Source organism: Ensifer sp. Root558 (assembly GCF_001427045.1).
In the GTDB taxonomy this organism is placed as follows: domain Bacteria; phylum Pseudomonadota; class Alphaproteobacteria; order Rhizobiales; family Rhizobiaceae; genus Ensifer; species Ensifer adhaerens.
The window spans coordinates 155,696-176,854 of record NZ_LMGC01000037.1 but is presented as its reverse complement, the minus strand read 5'-3'; the positions used below and the strand labels follow the sequence as shown (position 1 = coordinate 176,854).

General features: G+C 64.1%; 16 protein-coding genes. 2 read left to right on the top strand and 14 right to left on the bottom strand.

Annotation, left to right across the window (positions count from 1 at the left end):
• Positions 1 to 47: 47 nt before the first annotated feature.
• The 13 genes from ASD63_RS31805 to ASD63_RS31745 all read right to left on the bottom strand — a co-directional run bounded on the left by ASD63_RS31805 (position 48) and on the right by ASD63_RS31745 (position 16,646).
• On the bottom strand, positions 48 to 2,918 hold the full coding sequence (locus tag ASD63_RS31805; protein WP_060530448.1) for a DNA translocase FtsK: 2,871 nt from the start codon (positions 2,916 to 2,918) through the stop codon (positions 48 to 50).
• Between the two features lie 341 nt (positions 2,919 to 3,259).
• Entirely contained in the window at positions 3,260 to 4,336 is a 1,077-nt protein-coding gene (gene repB, locus ASD63_RS31800) for a plasmid partitioning protein RepB (protein ID WP_060530447.1), read from the bottom strand.
• Positions 4,337 to 4,341: 5 nt separating this feature from the next.
• Positions 4,342 to 5,601: a plasmid partitioning protein RepA gene (gene repA / locus ASD63_RS31795; protein ID WP_034805794.1), complete on the bottom strand. Its 1,260-nt coding sequence runs from the start codon at positions 5,599 to 5,601 to the stop codon at positions 4,342 to 4,344.
• Between the two features lie 250 nt (positions 5,602 to 5,851).
• Positions 5,852 to 7,291 (bottom strand): M20 family metallopeptidase, encoded by a 1,440-nt coding sequence (locus ASD63_RS31790; protein ID WP_060530446.1) that lies wholly within the window; start codon positions 7,289 to 7,291, stop codon positions 5,852 to 5,854.
• Between the two features lie 113 nt (positions 7,292 to 7,404).
• On the bottom strand, positions 7,405 to 8,949 hold the full coding sequence (locus ASD63_RS31785; protein ID WP_060530445.1) for an ABC transporter substrate-binding protein: 1,545 nt from the start codon (positions 8,947 to 8,949) through the stop codon (positions 7,405 to 7,407).
• Between the two features lie 37 nt (positions 8,950 to 8,986).
• Positions 8,987 to 9,844, bottom strand: a complete 858-nt coding sequence (locus ASD63_RS31780; protein ID WP_060530444.1) for a serine hydrolase — start codon at positions 9,842 to 9,844, stop codon at positions 8,987 to 8,989.
• Between the two features lies 1 nt (position 9,845).
• A complete protein-coding gene (locus tag ASD63_RS31775) occupies positions 9,846 to 11,474 on the bottom strand; it encodes an ABC transporter ATP-binding protein (protein ID WP_060530443.1) in 1,629 nt (542 codons plus the stop codon).
• Complete coding sequence (locus ASD63_RS31770; protein WP_060530442.1) at positions 11,471 to 12,289, bottom strand: ABC transporter permease; 819 nt, start codon at positions 12,287 to 12,289, stop codon at positions 11,471 to 11,473. Before ASD63_RS31770 ends, ASD63_RS31775 begins: the two co-directional genes overlap by 4 nt.
• Entirely contained in the window at positions 12,286 to 13,230 is a 945-nt protein-coding gene (locus ASD63_RS31765; protein ID WP_034805773.1) for an ABC transporter permease, read from the bottom strand. The genes ASD63_RS31770 and ASD63_RS31765 overlap by 4 nt, the downstream gene beginning before the upstream one ends.
• Positions 13,231 to 13,445: 215 nt before the next feature.
• Complete coding sequence (locus tag ASD63_RS31760; protein ID WP_060530441.1) at positions 13,446 to 14,564, bottom strand: NAD(P)-binding domain-containing protein; 1,119 nt, start codon at positions 14,562 to 14,564, stop codon at positions 13,446 to 13,448.
• A gap of 57 nt (positions 14,565 to 14,621) precedes the next feature.
• Positions 14,622 to 15,110, bottom strand: coding sequence for a GAF domain-containing protein (locus tag ASD63_RS31755; protein WP_034805770.1), 489 nt, complete (start codon positions 15,108 to 15,110; stop codon positions 14,622 to 14,624).
• Positions 15,111 to 15,199: 89 nt separating this feature from the next.
• On the bottom strand, positions 15,200 to 16,102 hold the full coding sequence (locus ASD63_RS31750) for a LysR family transcriptional regulator (protein WP_034805970.1): 903 nt from the start codon (positions 16,100 to 16,102) through the stop codon (positions 15,200 to 15,202).
• Positions 16,103 to 16,259: 157 nt separating this feature from the next.
• The gene (locus ASD63_RS31745) at positions 16,260 to 16,646 is read right to left on the bottom strand and encodes a hypothetical protein (RefSeq protein WP_034805768.1); all 387 of its coding nucleotides are present in this window, start codon (positions 16,644 to 16,646) and stop codon (positions 16,260 to 16,262) included.
• A 396-nt stretch (positions 16,647 to 17,042) separates the two neighbouring features.
• On the opposite strand from ASD63_RS31745, the gene ASD63_RS31740 reads away from it, so the two are divergent.
• A complete protein-coding gene (locus tag ASD63_RS31740) occupies positions 17,043 to 18,260 on the top strand; it encodes an SfnB family sulfur acquisition oxidoreductase (RefSeq protein ID WP_060530440.1) in 1,218 nt (405 codons plus the stop codon).
• A 79-nt stretch (positions 18,261 to 18,339) separates the two neighbouring features.
• Positions 18,340 to 19,737: an LLM class flavin-dependent oxidoreductase gene (locus tag ASD63_RS31735; RefSeq protein WP_060530439.1), complete on the top strand. Its 1,398-nt coding sequence runs from the start codon at positions 18,340 to 18,342 to the stop codon at positions 19,735 to 19,737.
• A gap of 79 nt (positions 19,738 to 19,816) precedes the next feature.
• On the opposite strand, the gene ASD63_RS31730 is transcribed toward ASD63_RS31735, so the two are convergent.
• Complete coding sequence (locus ASD63_RS31730; protein WP_060530438.1) at positions 19,817 to 21,043, bottom strand: acyl-CoA dehydrogenase family protein; 1,227 nt, start codon at positions 21,041 to 21,043, stop codon at positions 19,817 to 19,819.
• Positions 21,044 to 21,159: the final 116 nt, after the last annotated feature.

The following is a 21,159-nucleotide window of genomic DNA, read 5'->3' as shown; positions in this document are numbered from 1 at the left end:
ACCTGTCAGCGACGGCTCGAAATCCTGGCCTGGGGCTACGCCCGGTATCAATCCATGTCGTCGTTGTCGGGCGAGCTCATATGGTCGCGGTTGCCGTAGATGATCTCGCGCTTGCCGACGTGGTTCGCCGACCCGACGAGGCCTTCCTTTTCCATGCGCTCGACCAGCGAGGCCGCACGGTTGTAGCCGACGCCAAGGCGACGCTGGATGTAGGAGGTCGAGCACTTCTTGTCGCGCAGGACCACCTTGACGGCCTGGTCGTAGAGTTCGTTGCCGTCTTCCGACGCAAGCGCGCTCTTGTCGAAGACCGGGGTCTCTTCCTGCGGCTCTTCTTCCTCTTCTTCCGCCGTGACGGTGTCGAGATATTCCGGGCGTCCCTGCGTCTTCAGATGTGCGACGACGTGTTCAACCTCAAGATCCGAAACGAACGGGCCATGGACACGGGCTATACGTCCGCCGCCCTGCATGTGCAGCATGTCGCCCTGGCCGAGCAGCTGCTCGGCCCCCTGCTCGCCAAGGATCGTGCGGCTGTCGATCTTCGACGTCACCTGGAACGAGATGCGGGTCGGGAAGTTCGCCTTGATCGTGCCGGTGATGACATCGACCGAAGGACGCTGCGTCGCCATGATCAGGTGGATACCGGCAGCACGCGCCATCTGCGCCAGCCGCTGGATCGCGCCTTCGATTTCCTTGCCGGCGACCATCATCAGGTCGGCCATCTCGTCGACGATGACGACGATGTAAGGCATCGGCGCCAGGTCCATTTCCTGCTGTTCGAACAGCGGCTCGCCGGTGCCCTTTTCGAAACCGGTCTGCACCGTGCACATCACCGGTTCGCCCTTTTCACGGGCAGCGGCGGCGCGCTGGTTGTAGCCGTCGATATTGCGCACACCGAGCCGCGACATCTTGCGGTAGCGGTCTTCCATCTCGCGAACGGCCCACTTCAGCGCCATGACCGCCTTCTTGGGGTCGGTAACGACGGGGGTGAGCAGATGCGGGATGCCGTCATAGACGGAGAGTTCGAGCATCTTCGGATCGACCATGATCAGGCGGCACTGATCCGGGCTCAACCGATAGAGCAGCGACAGGATCATGGTGTTGATCGCGACCGACTTGCCCGAGCCGGTGGTGCCGGCGACGAGCAGATGCGGCATCTTCGCAAGCTCTGCGATGACAGGCTCGCCGCCGATCGTCTTGCCCAGGCAAAGCGCCAGCTTGTAGCCGGTCTTGCGGAAATCGACAGATTCGATCAGCTCGCGGAAATAGACGGTCTCGCGGGTGGCATTCGGCAGTTCGATACCGATGACGTTGCGGCCGGGCACGACCGCGACGCGGGCCGAAAGCGCCGACATGGAGCGGGCGATATCGTCGGCAAGGTTGATGACGCGCGACGATTTCACACCGGGCGCCGGCTCGAATTCATAGAGCGTGACGACCGGGCCGGGGCGAACATGGATGATTTCACCCTTGACGCCGAAATCTTCGAGCACGCTTTCAAGCAGGCCGGCATTCTGTTCCAGCTGCTCCTGCGTCATGAAGAAGCCCTGACCGACGGGCGCTTCCTGCAGCAGTTCCTCGGATGGGAACTCGTAGCCGTCGGCGCTCGGCGCGCGGTCGGTCGAGCCGATCGCCGGCATATTGCTGGGCGCGCGCGTGACCTGCGCCGGCATGGTGATGGCCGCCTTCGTGGCAACCGGCGCCGGCTGTTCGATTTCGACCGGTGCGGCGTCAATGATTTCAGCGGCGGCTACAGTCACCGGTTCTTCAGCCACGGCAACGGGTGCCGGCGCAGCGTCGGCAACGGCCTCAGCGGCGGCGGTGGGCGGTTGCTGCGCTGGCACATCCTCCGGCTTTGCGCCGCGGACATCGACAACGCGGAACAGCGAGGTGATCGCCGTCGGCGGCATACGGCGGATTTCAACCGGGCGCACGGGCGCTGGCGGCGTGACCGCAATAGGCGCAACGGCGACGGGAACGATGGCGGGCGTCATCGCAACCGGGGCTGGCGTCTCGACAAAGGGTTTCGGATGGGTGGCGTCCGTGCCGGCAACCTCAGCATCGTCGGCCGGGCCGAATTCGAAGAAGGCGAAATCCGACAGGAAGACAGAATGCGCAGCGCCCTGATCGACGGAAGCGTCGCCTGCCTGAGCGGGCGCGGGTTGGACTTCGGCGACCGGCGCGGAAACGGCGATCTGCGTCGTCAGAACGGGCGCAAGGGCTACGCCCTCGTCGGCCGGAGCTTCGACACGCGCGAGCATGGCCGGCTCGATCGTGTTTTGCGCGGCGGTCCAAGTGGGCAACTGGTTGGTCAGCATGCGCAACAGTTCGGACGGGCTGTAGGACGGCAGCGCGACCTCGGCCAGCGGCGCCTCGTCAGCAGCAACGGCCGAAGCTTCCGTCTGTACCGGCTCGACCGTGGCCGTCGCGACGGGCTCAACGGTTTCCACCAAGACCGCAGCAGGCTCCCCCGCCACCGCGACGATCGCCTCTTCGACTTCGGTTGCCGTATCGCCTTCTTCGACCTGCGGCGCGCGTCGCTTCATGAATTCGCGCTCGGGCGTGCGGGTGAAGCGCACGTTCGGCGCCAGGAAGAAATGGCTCTCCCAGGTGGAATCGCCGTAGTGGCCGGCAATCTCCGAAAGGGTCGGCAAGGGTTCGCTCATCGTCGACGTCACCTGTGCAGGAGCGTAGGCGGAACCCTGCCCATAAAGGCGGGTCGCACGGCTCGTGGTTTCAGCCTGCTGGTTCGCCGGCCGGCGAGGCGCCGCCGGCGCCTCGTACAACTGATAGGGGTCGGCGGGTTCCGCCTCATGGGTGGGCATACCGCTCAACGCATCATCCTGCGGACCATCGAAATAATCCGCCTGGTTTGCATCATGCAAAGCAGCCTGTGAGAAGTTTGTCCTGGGAATACGCATGGGTCCTGGAAGAGCTAGAGACATCGCCGCGGGGCCTTCTAAGCGATAGGAAATGAAGGTTAACAAGTCCCTTCCAACGCCCCGTTTCGAACCGGGATCCGTGGTCGATTGCTGCCTTTCTGTGGGCTCCATGCAACGGCAATGCCCGACGTCCCAAGGCCGCCGCGACATCCCGTCGCCGGCCTCACACGGCCGAAAATATTTCTTGGATGGGGGCGACAGCGGCGATCGCACGGGGATGCTCGCGGCGGCCTACCATCGGCTCCGCCGGGAAAACGAATCGGGCCTGCGTGAGAGCGTCACGCAGGCCCGATTGGAACTTTCAGAAGGGCAGACTTCGTTCAGCCTTCGCGGCCCGCCGCGAACACCGCATGCTGCTTGGCAAGCAGTTCGACGACCTCGTCGATGAAGGCTGGATCGACATCGACTGAGAACTCGATGCGGGCATTCTTGCCGTCGCGCTTGAGCTTGGCAAACGCGCGTCCGCCGGCGTCGACCAGCGTCTCCGGCTTGGCCGCTGCGTCCGGCTTCGGTTTGCGCGACAGGCGCGCGAAGACGATCTGGAACCGCTGGTCGCTTTCGGCTTCGAGGAAGCGGCGCGAGCGGCACTCCTCCTGCGCCAGTTCGACGGTCACCATGTCCTCAAGCAGCGCGCCGAAGGCCATCCAGCGTTCGCGGCCGACCTTCGGTGCCGGGCCGATCGCGCGGGCAATCGCCGGCGGCACGCCTTCGGCCACCTGCAGGAGGCGCGACAGCTCGCTCTTTTGCACGGCGAGCGCCTCGCCGATCACCTTCCGGTCGAAGCCGCGGTCGGCGAGCGCCGACGCAAACATGGCACGCTCGATGAAGGACAGGTTGCGCCGCTCGGCGTTTTCCTTGCCCTGTGCCAGCACCAGCTCGTCGTCAGTCAGCGGCCGGACGATGGCCTTGACCTTGATGCCGAGGCTGCGCACGGCATTGAGACGACGATGGCCGTAGGCGGTCTGGTAGCGGCCTTGCTTCTGCGGGTGCGGGCGCACGAGGATCGGCGACTGCTGGCCGCTGTCGCGGATACTGTCGGCGAGCGCCAGGAATTCCGGATCGTCGGTCTCGCCGTCGGTCAGGCGGTCGCCGACGAAAGACGCATCGATCAGCTCCGGATCAAGCTCGACGACGCGCTCGCCCTGATGCAGGGCCTCGCGCAGCGCGCGGGCCTCTTCCGCCTCGCGGGTGATACTCCCAAGCGAAAGCCCCATGGCCTTGATCGCGCCGGAGGCGGCCCGCGGCACGTCGGCTTGGGCGGCGGGGACCACGACTGGCTTTGCCGGCTGCACGCTTGGTGCGGCGGGCGCCTTGTCATCCGCTTCCGCGGCAGGCGCCGCCGGGGCGACATTGCCGGAAAAGAGTGCGCGCAGTTCGTTCTTGCGGTTGCCAGCCATGTCGGTCAGCGCCCCCAGGCCGCGTGAATGAGCGTTTCGATCTCGCCGTTGACGGCGTTCAGCGATTCGATCGCGCGGTCATAGGTGGCGCGGGTAAAATTCTCGCGTCCGACCTCGTAGAGCGTCTGCTTCGTCAGGCCGGCATCGGAAACCGCGGTGGACTTCACCATGGCCGAGGTCAACACCCGGTCGCCGAAGAGCGAACGCATGAAGCCGACAATCTGGGCCTGCGGCCCGTCGTTCGGCTCGAAGCGGGTGACGAGGTAGCGAAGGAAGTCGAAGTTGAGTTCGCCACCGGCCTCGCGCACGACGCTCAGGAGGTCCGACGTCATGTAGAGAAACTGGTTCATCGAGGCGACGTCGAGCATCTGCGGATGCACGGTGACGACGACGGACGTCGAGGCGCAAAGCGCCGACAGCGTCAGATAGCCGAGCTGCGGCGGGCAGTCGATGATGACGACGTCATAGTCGTCGGCAACGCTCGCAAGGGCGGCCTGCACGCGGGCGAAGAACAGCGGGCCAGCGTCCGTACCATTGTGACGGGCGCTCAGTGCCTGCGGCGTCGTGTGCTCGAACTCCTGCAGCTCGAGATTTCCCGGCACGAGATCGAGGCCGTCGAAATAGGTCTTGCGGATGATGTCCTTCAACGGCCGCGCCTCGGCGTCGTAGCGGATCGCGCCATAGAGCGTGTCGTTGCCGGTAAGGTCGAGTTCCGGCTGGTAACCGAAGAGTGCGGACAGCGAGGCCTGCGGGTCGAGGTCGACGGCGAGCACGCGGTGGCCGGTCAACGCCAGATATTGCGCGATATGCACCGACGATGTGGTCTTGCCGGAGCCGCCCTTGAAGTTGGTGACCGAGATCACCTGCAGGTGTTCGCCCGCTTCCGCATCGCGCCACTTGAGATAGCTGCGCGCCTTGGCGGCATTGCCCTTGGCAAGCGCCTGTTCGGCCAAGTGCCGGCGAAGCGCATTGATGTCGGAGAGTGAATAGGAGCGGCGGCCGCCAAGCCCGGTATCGGGCTGCGGGCCTTCACCGGCAAGCGAGAGCTGGCGCAGATAGCCGTCAGAAACGCCGATCAGCTTGGCCGCCTCGCCCGAGGTGAAGCTGCGCAATGTCTTCATCGCCGTCGGCGCGAACAGGCGCTCGCGCATCGCCTTCAACTGTTCGGAAAGCGCGCGGGCATCGGCCGCGATCGCTTCGTCGGCCGGACGGCGTGCCTGGGAGTGACCCGCGTCCTGTCTTGCCTGGGTTGCCGTCATATTCATTCTGCCATACTCCTTGCGCGCGTCAGCGGCCCAACGGCGCCACATCACGCTAACAGAGATTCAATTCAACTACGGCCAATCGGCACTTATTCGGAAAACTCCGTAACAGAGATGCCGGAGCCTGCGATTCGCGTCAAGAGTCTGGCGCCATTCAAAGGCGCGTGCACTCGCCGGGCAGACGTTCCGGACGCCGACAAAACGAAACGCCCGCGGGGTGGCGCGGGCGTTTGCAGGCATCGAAAAAATGATTTCAGAGTTTCGGACCGATATGATCCGGGATCGGGCATTGGTAGGGCTTGCCCTCGGTCTTTTCACGCCACTCGGCCTTTGCCCGTGCCAAAAGATCGGCATCGAGGATCAGGTCGAGGCCGGTCGTGGCCAGTGATTTTGCCGCGTGGGCGAAAGCCTTGTGGGCGGCCGGGCTCTTGCCCTGCGCCACCACCTGCCAGGTGTGCGGCGCCGTGCCGATCGCCCAGGCGGGCGCCCAGCATTGCGCGGTCGGCGTGATCCAGCTGACGTCGCCGACATCGGTCGAGCCGGCGCGGAAATGCGACTGGCCCTCGAAATCGCGAAGGCCGAGATGCAGACCGGTCGAACCGTCCATGCGGCTGTTCGCAAAAACATCGCCCTTGATTTGGTAAAGCCGGATGCTGCTCGAGATTGCTTCCTGCGTCAGCGTCTTCTGGATGTCCTTGGCAAAGGCGATATCGGCCTCGTCGAAGGGAACCGGCCCGAGCGCCACCATGTTGTCGTGGATCGCCGTTTCCAGCGCGATGTTGGGCAGCAGGTTGGTCGCCGCCCGGTCAAAGACGATCTCGACCTCGGTTTCGGTCATCATCGCCGCCCCCTTGGCGATCTTGTCGATGCGGGCAGCGAGCGCTAAGGCCTCCGGCATCTGCGGCGCCCGCACGAGATAGAGCGCCTCGGCGCGGGCCTGGACGACGTTTGCCGCCTTGCCGCCGGCATCGGTGATCGCATAGTGCACGCGGCAATCCTGCGGCATATGCTCCCTCAGGAAGTTGACGCCGACATTCATCAGTTCCAGCGCGTCGAGCGCGCTGCGGCCGAGATGGGCACCGTTCGATGCGTGCGCGGCGACGCCCTTGAAGCGGTAATAGATTTCAAGAACGGCGAGATTGTTGGTCGAGCGTACGCCGTTGAAGGGTGCCGGGTGCCAGGTCAGCGCCGTATCGACATCAGCGAAGATGCCGGCGCGTGCCATGAAGGTCTTGCCGGAACCGCCCTCCTCGCCGGGGCAGCCGTAATAGCGCACCGTACCCGGCAAGTCGTTTTCCTTGAGGTAGCGGGCAAGCGCGACGGCAGCGAGCAGCGAACCCGTGCCGAGCAGATTGTGACCGCAACCATGGCCCGTACCGCCCTCAGTGAGCGCTTTCGCCTCGGCGACGCCGGCCACCTGGCTCAGACCCGCAAGCGCGTCGAACTCACCAAGAAAGGCGATCACCGGCAGGCCCTGCCCGCTCTCGCCGACGAAGGCGGTATCGATGTCCGCCAGTCCGCGCGACACGCGAAACCCATGCTTCTCCAGCATGGCGATCTGCGTCGCTACCGACTTTTCCTCATGAAAACTCAGTTCCGCATGGTCCCAGATCGTGTCGCTCATTGCGGCGAATTCGGGCTTCAGCGCTTCGATCGTGTCGACAAGGGCGGTCCGGGCGGTTGGATTTGGCATCAATCATCCTTTTGCGACGGCGCGGGGCGCGGTCGCATCAGCAGTTTTGTCTAAGGAGGTGCGGAGGGCGACAAACGGCCGCCATCCGCTGGAGAGAAAGGACTACGCCCGCATCAGTCGTCGAGCGTCACTTCCCAGAGGCGGGTGTTGGACTGCCAGACCGGCTGGCCGTGCAGCTTCTTGGTGGCGCCCCAGATGTCGACCATGTCGTACATGAAGATGCCGGGGACTTCGTCGAGCATCAGCTGGTGGAACTCGTCGAAGATCGCCTGGCGCTTGGCCTGGTCGGCCTCGACATAGGCCGCCTTCATCAGTTCGATCGCCTTTGGGTTGTCCCACATCAGCGAGGCGTTCTTGTCCTTGTTGCCGACATAGAAGCTGTACATCAGCGCCGGATCGAGACGCGGTGACACCGACTGCGAGATCACCTGATAGTTGCCGGAGCGGCGGCGATCGACCTGGGTCGCGTAGTCGAGCACTTCGATCTGCACGTTGAGGCCCGCCTGCTGCATCATCGCCTGGGCGACGACGGCAGCGGGGAAGCTCGGCACGTTGCCGCGCTTGTTGGCGATGATGGTGATCGGCTCGCCGTTGTAGCCGGCATCAGCCAGGTTCTTCTTCGCTTTTTCGAGATCCATCGGGATCTTCTTCTTCTGGACGTCGGAGTAGAAGATCGAGTCGGCCGAGACCATCGATGCGCTGGCTTCGCCGGTGCCGTTAGAAACAGCGGCGACGAGCTGGTCGAGGTCGAGCGCTTCGGCCATGGCGCGGCGAACCGCAACGTTGCTCAGGATCTTGTCGCGGGTCTGGAAGTAAAGCAGGTTCTTGCCGTTGTTGCGCTTGACGATGAGTTGCATCGTGTCGCTGTCCTTGAACTCGGCAATGAGATCGGCCGAGACTTCGGCGGTGTCGAGCGCGCCCGAAAGCAGGCCGGTCTTCACGGTCGAGGCGTCCGGGATCACCATGAACTTGATGCCGTCGACGAGCGGCCGCTTCGAGCCGACCATGCCATCGGGCTTGCCGTCATTGGCGGGTGAGACGTAGTCGGCGTTCTTTTCGAGCCGGACATATTCGCCCTTCTTCCATTCCGCCCACTTGAACGGGCCGGTGCCGATGGGCGCAGTGTAAGCGCCGTCTGCGCCGACGGAATCTTGGGAGACGATGCCGGTGTAGCCGCATTCGGGCCGGGCCATCAGGCCGAGAAAGACGGCCGAAGGCTTCTCGATACTCATGGTGACGGTGGAGGCGTCGGCTGCGGCGACGCTCGTCACCTTGATCGACTTGCTGCCGTCGAAGTCGCTGGCGCAGGTCCACTTGGTCTCCGGCTTCATGTAGCGGTTCCAGTTCCAGACCACGTCTTCCGCGGTCAGCGCCTTATCGTTGTGGAACTTCACGTCGTCGCGCAGCTTGAACGTATAGGTCAGGCCATCGGGCGAAACCTCGAAGCTTTTCGCGAGCAGCGGCTTCACTTCGCCGTTCTCGGCGTAGCCGACCAGACCTTCGACGATGTGGAAGATCACCGAGTCGGTGTTGCCGTCGCGGTTGACGCCGGGCTCGTTGCTGCGGATGTCCGAGCTCTGGGCGACCGTCAGGTCACGCGCATGGCCGAGCGCGATCGCGCTCATCAGCATGGTTCCGGCAAGAAGTATGGTTTTCATGGTTCCTCTCTCTTTTCTGATTGTTGGTGTTGTCGGTTCAAAAGGCGCGCCAGCAGGCCTGTGACAGCTTGCCGATGGTTTCGAGCGCGATGGTGTAGCCGGGCGTGCCGTCGGGCATCAGCGCGGGTACGCCGTCGGTGAAGGCGGCGATCGCATAGAGCGGCTTGCCGTCGCGATAGACGACGCCGGCATCCATGCGGCCGCGTTTGCCGCGACCACCCTTGCAGGCGGCGACCGTATCGAAGGGCAGCCGCGAGCGGATGCCATAGCGCAAAACCTGGTTCTTTAGCGTCTGCACAGCGAAGGCGGCGAGCTCGACCGTGATGCCAAGCCTGGCGGCAGCAGCGGCATCGTGCTCGGCGGCGAGGATCAGTTCCAGCAGCATCACCTGGTCGGCAGCCGTCGTCGTCGTGACGTCGGCCAGCGAATGATCGGGTTTGAGCGCCAGCGGCGGAATGAGGAAGCGATGGTGCGTGCCCACCATGCCGAGCGCCTTGCAATAGCCGTCGACCTCTTCAAGCGTCAGCCGCTCGAACACCATCTTGGTGCAGACATTGTCGCTCAGAACCATCATGCCGACGATCGCGTCGCGCAGCGAAATGACGATTCCAGGCGTCAGGTAGCGGAACATGCCGCTCGCCACTTCCTGGGCGAGCCGTGCTTCGTAGGTGATGCGCTCGTCAAGATGAAGCCGGCCTTCTGCCACCGCCTTCAGCGCCGCCATCATGATCGAGGTTTTGCGGGTGCTGGCAGATGGTGTTTCCTCACCCTCGCCACGGCCGATGGTTTCACCGGTCTGGAGATTGCGCACGAGGAAGCGGGTGACGAAGGGCTCCGCGTCGGCGATCGCGTGGAGTTCGGCCGCGATCGCACCGGTCTTGATTTCCGTGCTCATCTCAGGCCTCCAGCCGCCATTTGAGGGTGACGCCACCGCTCTGGTTGAGATCGAGCGCCGGGATCGCCGAAAGCAGCTTGCGGGTATAGGCATCCTTCGGCGCATCGAAGATCCGGTCGCGGTCGCCTTCTTCGATGATGCGCCCGTCCTGCATGACGATGACGCGGTCGGCGACCTGCTCGACGACGCCGAGGTCGTGGCTGATGAACAGGCACGAGAAGCCGTAGCGCTTCTGCAGGTTCGAGAAGAGTTCCAGCACCTGCGCGCGAACGGTTACGTCGAGCGCCGACACCGGCTCGTCGGCGATCAGGAATTTTGGCCGCCGTGCGATGGCGCGGGCGATAGCCACACGCTGGCGCTGGCCGCCCGAGAGCTCATGCGGATAGCGATTGGCGAAATCGGCGCTGAGCCCGACTTCCTCAAGCGTTTCGAGCGCACGGCGACGCTTGGCCGGCGTATCGAGGTCCGGCACCAGCCGCAGCGCTTCCTCGACGAGCGCCTGAATGGTCATGCGCGGATCGAGCGACGAATAGGGATCCTGGAAGACCATCTGGCAGTTCAGCCTATAATCGCGCCAGTCGGCGCTGCGCTCGCGGCCCTGGAACAGGATGTCGCCTTCGGCCTGCTGGACGAGGCCTGCGATGGTGCGGCCGAGCGTCGTCTTGCCAGAGCCGGAACCGCCGACCAGTGCCACGACCTCGCCGACATGGATATCGACGCTGACGCCGTGCAGCGCGCGCTTCGGCTCGTGCCTGCGGAAGAGACCCTTGCGGCCGGGATACTCGACGACAATATTGCGCGCCGAAACCATCGGCGTGCGGGTCATGTCGAGCTCACGCGCAGCACCACGGAACGGCAGCGACGAAAGCAGCTTGCGGGTATAGGGATGCTGCGGTGCTTGCAGGATCTCCTCGGTCAGCCCCTGCTCGACGACGACGCCCTTTTCCATCACCACGAAACGGTTGGTGTAGCGGGCGACCATCGGCAGGTCGTGGCTGATGAGCAGCACTGCAGTGCCCTCGGCCTGGGTCAACTCGACCATCAGCTCCATGACGTCGCGCTGGACGACGGCATCGAGCGCGGTCGTCGGCTCGTCTGCGATCAGCAAGGCTGGCTTCAACAGCATCACCGAGGCGAGCATGATGCGCTGGCGCATGCCGCCGGAGAACTCGTGCGGATAGGCGGTCAACGCCCGCTCCGGCTCGCGTATGCCGACGCGACCAAGCATCGAGAGGATCGCCGTGCGGCGCTCCTCGACCGACATCTTTGTGTGCAGGATCAGCCCTTCCTCGAGCTGCCGGCCGATGGTCATCGACGGGTTGAGCGAGGTCATCGGCTCCTGGAAGACGACGCCGACCTCCCCGCCGCGAAGCTGGCGGAGATCCCGGTCCTTCATGCCGAGCACATCCTTACCCCGGTAGAGGATCGTGCCGCCGATACGGCGGACGGCCGGCGGAATGAGCCCGATGATCGCGCGTGTCGCCAGTGTCTTGCCGGAGCCGCTTTCGCCGACGATGCCGACGATTTCGCCGGGCGCGACGTCAAAGCTGACGTTCTTCACTACCTGGTTGCCGGAGTGAGTGACGGCAAGCGAAAGGCGCTGGACACTGAGAAGAGGATTGCCGGTCATTTCAGGCCTCGCATGCGGGGGTCGAGACGGTCGCGTAGCGCGTCGCCCAGAAGGTTGATGCCGAGCAAAGTGAGAGCGATGCAGAGACCGGGGAAGAAACCGAGCCAGACGGCCTGTTCGATGAAGGGGCGGCCGGCGGCGAGCATGTTTCCCCAGGTGGGTGCCGGTGGCGGCACGCCGAGACCGAGGAAGGAAAGCGCGCTTTCCGAGAGGATCGCCCAGCCGAACATCGAGGTGGCAAGCACCGTGATCGGCGCGACGCAGTTCGGCAGGATATGGCGCAGCATCGTATAAATCTCGCCATTGCCCATCACCCGCGACGCCTCGATGAATTCGCGTTCGCGCAGCGACAGCACCGCTCCGCGCACCACGCGGGCCATTGACGGCGTATAGGCGATGCCGAGCGCGAAGATGATGCCGTACTGGTTGGCGCCGAAGACGGCGAGCAGGCCGAGCGCCAGCAGGATGCCGGGAAAGGCCAGGAGGGCGTTGTTGATCGCCATGATCACGCCATCGACCCAGCCGCGCGCATAGCCGCTGACGATGCCGATGAAGGTGCCGAAGACGACGGCGAAGGTGACGGTCAGGAAGCCGATCCAGACGCTGGCACGGGCGCCGACCATCAGGCGGCTGGCGACATCGCGGCCGAACTCGTCGGTGCCGAGCCAGTGCGCTGCACCGGGTGCGGCAAGCCGCGCGGTGAAGCCGAGCGCCATCGGATCATAAGGCGTCCAGAAAAGGCCGGTGAGGGCGGTGATGACCAGCAGGCCGATCAGGCCGCCGCCGATGGCGCCGTTGAAAGTGAGCTTTCTCATTCTGCCACCACCCGCGGATCGAAGAGAGGATAGAGGAGGTCGACCACCAGATTGACGACGACATAGGAGAAGGCGACGAGCAGCAGGCAGCCCTGGATCACCGGATAGTCGCGCTGGAAGATCGCATCGACCATCAGGCGGCCGAGACCCGGAATGGTGAACACCGTCTCGATGACGGCGATGCCGCCAAGCAGGTTGCCGAGGATCAGGCCAATCATCGTCCAGGTCGGGCCGAAGGCGTTCTTGAAGGCGTGGCGCCAGAGAACGGCACTTTCCGAAAGCCCCTTGGCGCGGGCATGGGTGATGTAATCGAGCCGCAACACTTCGAGCGTAGAGGCGCGGGCCATGCGGATGATCACGCCCATCTCGTGGATGACAAGCGTCATGACCGGCAGCACCAGATAGAGAAGGCCGGCCTTCCAGTTCTCCGAGATCGGCACGTAGCCAAGCACCGGCAGCCAGCCGAGCTTCAGGCCGAAGGCGAGCAGCAAGAGAAGACCGAGCCAGAAGGTTGGGATCGACAGAAGCACGGTCGCCGAACCGACAAGCGCCAGGTCGGTCAGGCTGTTCTGCCGCCAGGCGGCGATGACGCCGGCCGGAACCGCGATCAGGCTCGCGAGAAGCACGGCGATGACGACGATTTCGGCGCTGACGAAGAAGCGGCTGACGACCAGATGCAGCACCGGCTCGCCGGTGACGATCGAGGTGCCGAAATCGCCGGAGAGGATGTTGCCGGCCCAGATGACGAATTGCTCCGGGATGCTGCGGTCGAGACCGAGCTCCGCGCGCAACGCGGCAATCTGCTGCGGTTCGGCCATATCGCCGAGCATCAGCGCTGCCGGATCACCGGGAATGAGGCGGATAAGCGTGAAGACGGCAACCGAGACGATCACGATCGTCGGTATCGCCATCACGAGACGATTGAGAATGAATTTGATCATGGGTTCCCCGTACTGAGGCAGGCCGCACGCGTTACCGCGATTCTCCTGCCCGTCGGCTCTCTTGTTGCAGGGACTATGATCGATTGGAAAAAATCGCGCAATATTATGAGTAAATGTCATACCTCTATGAAAAGGGCATGCAACTTCATCGCGACCGGGTGGGCGCTGCCCGGCTGCTCGCTGGCGAGGAAGCCGGCGCGATCGCGCCGGCTTCCTCAGGTCAGATGAAGAAAATCGGCCAGTTCGCGGGCGGCAGCGCCTCCTGCCCGGTTCGCACCGATGGTGGAAGCCGACGGCCCGTAGCCGACGAGATGGATGCGCGGGTCTTTTGCCACCTGAGTCGCCAGCCGACCGGTCATCAGGATACCGCCGTCAGCATTGCGCAGTTGCAGCGGCGCCAGGTGATCGAGCGCGCTTCTGAAGCCGGTGCTCCAGAGGATGACGTCGACGGCCAGTTCGCGCCCGTCGGACCAGCGCACGCCGTTTTCGGTCATTTCGGCAAACATCGGCTGGCGCTCGAGCGCGCCGCGTGCACGTGCGGCCATGATCGCAGGTGTCACCGGAATGCCCGTCACCGAGACGACCGAGCCCGGCGGCAGGCCGCGGCGAACCCGGTCCTCGACCATGGCTACGGCGGCGCGTCCAACCTCTGGCGTAAACGGTTCGTCGCGGAAGGCCGGCTCCTCCCGCGTTACCCACGTGGTCGATGTCACCTGCGATATTTCATCGAGCAGCTGGATGGCGGAGATGCCGCCGCCGACGACCAGCACATGCTGCCCCGCGAATTGCGCTGCCGACTGATAATCCTTCGTGTGCAGCTGGTGCCCCTTGAAGCGCTCCGCTCCCGGATAGGGCGGGATATAGGGGGCCTCCCAGGTGCCGGTCGCGTTGATGATGCCGCGGGCAGCATAAGCCCCGTCGTCCGTCTCGACCCTGAAGCGCTCGCCCCGGTCACACACGACCTTGACGGCCACCGGCCGGCGGACCGGCAGACCGAATGCCTTCTCATAGGCGCCGTAATACTGCGGCACGGCGACGGCCGCGTGAACCTCGCCCTTGCTGGTATCGACCGCTTCGGAAAATCTCATGCCGGGAAGATCGTGAATACCGTTGACCGTATTCAAGGTCAGCGACGGCCAGCGAAACTGCCAGGCCCCGCCCGGCTGCGGCGACCGGTCGATGACGACATATTGCCTGTGAGGCGCCAGCCCGAGCCGGCCCAGGTGATAGGCCGAAGACAATCCCGCCTGCCCGGCGCCGATGACGACGATGTCGATCTTGCGGGCCACGCGCGCATGCGTTTCGACATCGACAGGCTGAGCCGCATCCGTCATGGTGCGGCCCGAAGCAAAAGCCTGTCAGTCCTTGCCAGATCATCCACGGCGGCGGCCCTATGCAATTGCCGCTGCGAAGATCGCCGCAAGTTTTTCGATGCCGATCTGGTCGTCGCGGTCGAAGCGTGCAGGCTCCGGGCTGTCGAGATCGATGACGCCGATCACCCGGCCGTCACGCCGCACCGGAACCACGAGTTCCGAGCGCGAGGCCGCATCGCAGGCGATGTGCCCCGGAAAGGCATGGACGTCTTCCACAAGGATCGAGCGGTCTTCCTTGACGGCCGTTCCGCAGACCCCGCGGCCGACGGCGATGCGCACACAGGCAGGCTTGCCCTGGAACGGTCCCAGCACGAGTTCGTCGTCGGTTTCGAGGAAATAAAACCCCGCCCAATTGAGGCTCGGCATGGTCTGGAACATCAGCGCCGACGTATTGGCCGCGTTGGCGATCAGGTTCGGCTCGCCATGAAGCAGCGATTCGAGCTGCTGGGCCAACTCCGCATAGAAAGCGCGCTTGTCGCCTGTGTCGATGGTGGCTGCCTGAAACATGATCTTATCCGCTCTAATGTTCGTATCGGCCGGCAATGTAGTGTCGCGCCCGTCCCATTGCCAATGGCCGCAACCTTGAGGCCATTGTCTCACGGCTGCTGCGAAGCGGCGACCTGCCTTTTGAGGCAGTCAATCATGGCTTGGGCTGCAAGCGACAGCGGTACGCCAGCCGCCGTCGCGACGCCGAAATCCTGGGTGAGGTGCGGCGAAAACGGACGGATCTCGATCGGTAGGTGCCGGTGCAGATTGGCAAAGAAGCTGCTGATGATCGCGACCCCAAGGCCGTAGGCCGCGTAGGCGCAGGCCGAGCTGTTGCTGTGGGTCTCGATCTTGACCTTTTGCGGCACGCCGGCCTTGCGGAAGATCTCGTCGAGCATGACCCGCGTCGGCCGGCGGCGGCCGATCAGGATCAAGGGCACGCCGCGCAGTTCCTTCGGCGTCACGGTTTCGTGCTGCGAAAGCGTGTGCCCCTTTTCCATGACGCAGACGCTGAGGCCGGTTGCGACCGGCTGCATTTCGAGACCGGCGCTCAGCTGCCCCTCATAACGCAGGAAGCCGAAATCGATGATGCGCTGCTCGACGAGGCGGGCGATCGCAACGGTCGTGTCGAAGAAGGTTTCGACGCGCACGCCGGGAAAATCCTTGGCATAGTCGGCGAGCATCGCCGGGGCGAAGGTCTCGGACATGCTGTTCGGCAGGCCGATGCGCACGACCTCTGGGCCGACTGCGCCGCTGCGCAGGTCCTGCGCCAGATTGGTGAACCGGTCGATGCCGAGCAAGATATGCTCCGCATCCTCGGCGAGCTTCATCGCCTCGGGCGTCGCAATCAGCCGGCCCTTGTCACGGGCAAAAAGCGTCAGCGACAGCTCTTCCTCGAGCTGCTGCAACAGCCGGCTGACGCCGGACTGGCTGAGCCCCATCGTCTTGGCGGCCGCAATCGTCGATCCGGTCGCCAACAGCGTGCGCAGCACTTCCAATTGTCGAAAATTCACGCCGCCCCCGGTCCGCTCGAACATCCGCTTGCTCTCCCCTCGTGTTTACGGGAAGGCGATGCTTCAAGGAAGGGGTCGGCAAGGTGCGGGGAAATCCGTGACGGATACCCGCCGGGAACGAGGAGCGCGCACGCGCGCTCCTCTGAGGTCACCGGTCTCACGCGCTGGCGTGGACCGGATGGTTGAAGCGGTCGGCGAAGATCTCGATCGAGCCGCGACCGAAGCTGCGCAGCTGCCGCCGCGTCAGCACCGACATGACACGCGCGGCCGTCGAGACGGTCATGGCGTCGAGCGGCCCTTCACCGCTCCACGGCTTGTTCAGTCGGTCGGTTACGATGCCGATGAGGTTTGCCGGCATGATGTCGCTGCAAGGTTTCATCCAGTCGAAGACCTCGCTGATGGGAATGCGCTTGCCTTCGAACGCAACGATGGGCTCGGGCATGTTGGCGCCCCAGTCATCATAGGCCTCCAGAGCATCACGAAACAGGTTCTGCAGCGTGATGGAGGCGTGCCCTTCATGGAGAGCAGGCAGGAAATTCGTCATTTGTGTCTCCTTCAGTGGTTAAGGCCGGGAAACGCGAATGGCCAATTCTGTCAGCATATGTTTGTGTTCGTGCCGGGTGGCCGATACTCTGGGGCCACACGACGGGTCAAACTGCAGGCGATGAGGCAAATGCACAAATCGGGCGATGGTTCCCTGAGCCGCAGTCAATTTTGGCGGGAAATCGGTGAGCATACACGCCGCCGACCGTCACCAGGGTCCTCTTCCCTGGCCTTCCCCCGAATCGATCTTACCCATCCCGACCCGAAGGTAAACACCAAGTCGCCATCAAGGCCGAAACGAAATACTCAAATCGATAATTTCTATAGAATATACTATCTTACCCGATCAGGCCAGATAATTCACTGATATGCACCTCAATCGACAGGGAGCAGTCACATGGGAACGATCTCGCGGCTTTCCGAGAAAACTAGAGCCCCGGCGCACCGGATCGAAAGCGAAGAGGAAGCGCTGTCGATCGCGCGTGAGCTGGCGGCGGAATTTGCAGGGAGTGCCAACGAGCGGGACACGGATCGCATTCTGCCCTTCGACGAGCTCGATGCGCTCGCCCAATCCGGCCTGCTGGCGATCACCGTGCCGCCGGAGTATGACGGCATAGACGTCTCCAATGCCGTTCTTGCCGAAGTCACCGCCATCCTTTCGGAAGCGGATTCCTCGATCGGCCAGATCCCGCAGAACCATTTCTACATTCTCGAGGCGCTGCGTACCGATGGCACCGAGGAGCAAAAGGCCTTTTTCTTCGGCCGGGCGCTTGCCGGCGACCGTTTCGGCAACGCCCTTTCGGAGCGTGGCACGAAAACCGTCGGCGACTATGAGACCCGGCTTTCCTGCGACGGCCCCGGCTTCCGTCTGAACGGGCGCAAATATTATTCGACCGGCGTGTTGTTTGCCGAATGGATCGTCATCTTCGCCCTTGATCCGAACGACAAGCTGACCATGGCCTTCGTGCCGCGCGGCGCGGAGGGCTTGCAGATCATCGACGACTGGGACGGCTTCGGCCAGCGCACGACCGGCAGCGGCACGACCGTGCTGCAGAACGTCTATGTGGCCGCCGATGCGGTGGTGCGCCATCACCGCGGCTTCGAAAGGCCGACGACGATCGGTAGCGTCGGCCAGATCATCCATGCCGGCATCGATCTCGGCATTGCCCGGGCAGCCTTTGCCGAAACCCTCGACTTTGTCCGCAATCATGCGCGCCCCTGGATGGACAGTGGCGCCGAACGGGCGGCCGACGATCCGTTGACGATCGCCCGCATCGGCCAGCTTGCCATCCGCCTGGAGGCGGCAACGGCCACGGTGGAGCGTGCCGGCAAAAAGGTCGACGTCGCCCAGATCAACGGTACCGAGGAAAGCGTGATCGAAGCGACGCTTGCCGTTGCCGCGGCAAAGGTCCTGACGACCGAAATCGCCTTGGAAGCGAGCAACACGCTCTTCGAACTCGCCGGCACCGCATCGACGAAGATCGGCCTCAACCTCGACCGCCATTGGCGAAACGCCCGCACCCACACGCTGCACGACCCGGTGCGCTGGAAGCATCACGTTGTCGGCAACTACCACCTGAACGGCATCAAGCCGCCGAAGAACGGCGCACTCTGAGCCCATCGACCGCGCGCGATCGTCCCGAGGCGTGACCGGCGCTTTGGGCAACGCCCAACCTTGCCCGAAGGAGAGCCCCATGAGCCGCGAAATCCGGCTGAATGCCTTTGACATGAACTGCGTCGGCCACCAGTCGCCAGGGCTCTGGACCCATCCGCGCGACCAGTCCTGGCGCTACAAGGATCTCGATTACTGGGTGCATCTGGCAAAAACGCTCGAGCGCGGCAAGTTCGACGGCCTGTTCATCGCCGACGTGCTGGGCGTCTATGACGTGCTGAACGGCAATGCGGATGCAGCCCTTCGGCATTCGGCCCAGGTCCCGGTCAACGACCCGCTGCAACTGGTGCCGACCATGGCCTACGAGACCGAGCATCTCGGCTTCGGGCTGACGGCGTCGCTCTCCTTCGAGCATCCCTATACCTTCGCCCGCCGCATCTCGACGCTCGACCATCTGACCCGGGGGCGTGTCGGCTGGAACATCGTCACCTCCTACCTCAACAGCGGCGCGCTCAACATCGGCCAGGCGCAGCAGGCGCGCCACGACGACCGCTATGATCTCGCCGAGGAATATCTGGAGGTCTGCTACAAGCTCTGGGAAGGAAGCTGGGAGGACGGCGCCATCGTGCGCGATCGGGCAAGCGGTATCTTCACCCATCCGGAAAAGGTGCATCCGATCAACCATCACGGCCGCCACTTCACTGTTCCCGGCATTCACCTGAGCGAACCGTCGCCGCAGCGCACGCCCGTGCTCTACCAGGCCGGCTCTTCGAGCCGCGGCAAGGACTTTGCCGGGGCGCACGCCGAATGCATCTTCGTCGCCGCGCCATCCAAAACCGTATTGAAGCGCTATGTCGCCAATGTCCGCGAGGCAGCCGCGCGCGCCGGCCGCAACCCACGCGAAATCCTCGCCTTCAATCTGCAGACGGTGATCCTCGGCGAAACCGACGCGGAGGCGAAGAAGAAGTTCGACGAATACCGCAGCCACGTGTCCTACGAGGGTGCCCTGGCGCTGATCTCCGGCTGGACAGGCATCGATTTCGGCCAGTTCGCCCCGGACGAGCCGCTTCGCCACCGTTACACCAACGCGGTGCAATCGGCCGTCGAGACCTTTACGACCATCGACCCGGATCGGGTGTGGACCGTGCGCGAAATGGCCGACTGGGTGGGTATCGGCGGCTTCGGCCCCGTCTTCGTCGGCTCGCCCTCGACGGTCGCCGATCTCCTGCAGGAATGGGTCGAGGAGACCGATGTCGACGGCTTCAACCTTGCCTATGCCATCACGCCCGGGACCTTCGAAGACGCCGTCGAGCTGCTGGTGCCGGAACTGCAAAGGCGCGGCGTCTACAAGACCGGCTACCGCGAAGGCACGCTCCGCGAAAAGCTCTTCGGGGCCGGTCCGAGGCTTGCGGCGCCGCATCCGGGCGCCGGCTATCGCGACCTCGCCGGCCAGCGGCAGGCGATCGCGGCCTCCGCTTAAGCGAAGACATCAAAGAAACGCCGCCGGAACCTTTGTTCAGGCGGCGTTTTTCTACGCACAGTCACCCTATGCGTCAGGTTCAGCTATAGAGGCTTACCGGCGGGATCCGACCGTTGAGCGCAAAGTCGCCGACCTCGCGCGCCTTGTAGGCGACCGGGTCATGCAGCGTGTGGGTGCGGACATTGCGCCAGTAGCGGTCGAAGCGATAGTGCCCAGCCGTGGCGCGCGCGCCCATCAATTCGAACACCCTTGCCGTCACGTCGAGCGCCACGTGGGTGGAATGCACCTTGGCCGCATAGGCCTCGATCGCCGCCGCGCCCCGCGCCTCGGCCGTTACCGAGCTGCCCTCGGACAAGGCCGCTTCGACCGCTGCCGCAGCCGCATCGGCCAGCGCAACCGACGCCTTCAGGTTCGTCTGGAGCTCGCCGATCGCCTCAAGGATATAGGGGTCGTCGCCGGCACGCTCGACGCCGGACGTCACCCAGGGACGCGTTGTGCTGCGGACGTAGTCGAGCGCTGCTGCCAGCGCCCCCTGCGCCGTGCCGAGATAGAAATTGACGAAGACGAGCTGGATCAGCGGCGTGTTGAAGGTCGCCTGCACCGGTGGCGGATCTAAGGGTTCGGCAAGCGCCTGGATGAAGTCTCGCCCATAAACCGGAAAGTCGCGGAACTCGACGCTGCCGCTGTCCGACAGGCGCTGGCCGATATTGTCCCAGTCGTCGTTCGCGATATAGCCGGGACGGTCGGTGGGCACGACGAAATTGGCGATCTTGCCGTCGAGCGTGGCATTGACGTTGATGCGGTCGGAGACATGCGCGCCGGTCGAAAACGTCTTGCGGCCGTTCAAGACGTAGTGCGCGCCGCGCCGCTCGAGCGTCAGGCCGGGGTCGCGCGGGTTGACGGCTGCACCCCAGTAGAGCTGCCGCTCGACCGTTTCGGCGCCCAGCACCCAGGCTTGCCGGGGATCGGCGGCGGCCCAATAGACGTATTGGCTGTTGACGTAGTGGTAGCCCAGCAATTGCCCGATCGAGCTTTCGCCGCGCGCGACGACGCGCACCAGCCGCAGCCCGTCGATCCAGCTCAAGCCGGCCCCACCGATCTCCGGCGAATGCAACGCCGTCAACAGACCAGCCTGGCGGAGCGCCTCGATCTCCTCGCGCGGCGGCGCGCCCACCCGGTCGAGTTCGGCGCCCCGACGGGCAAGATCGGTTGACAGCGCCTCGGCGCGGGCAAAAAGCTCCCGTCGCCTTTCGTCATGTTCGGCGTTCACCGGCGCCGGTTCTCTGAGGAAGTGTACGTTGCTCATCCGCCTCTCCTTGGTTGAGGCGTAATAATGAACTTATTCTATAGACAATGACAGCAAATGGATTTTGACTTGGGCGGAAGCCCGAGAAAGTCTTACCTGTCACCCGGTGCCGCCCA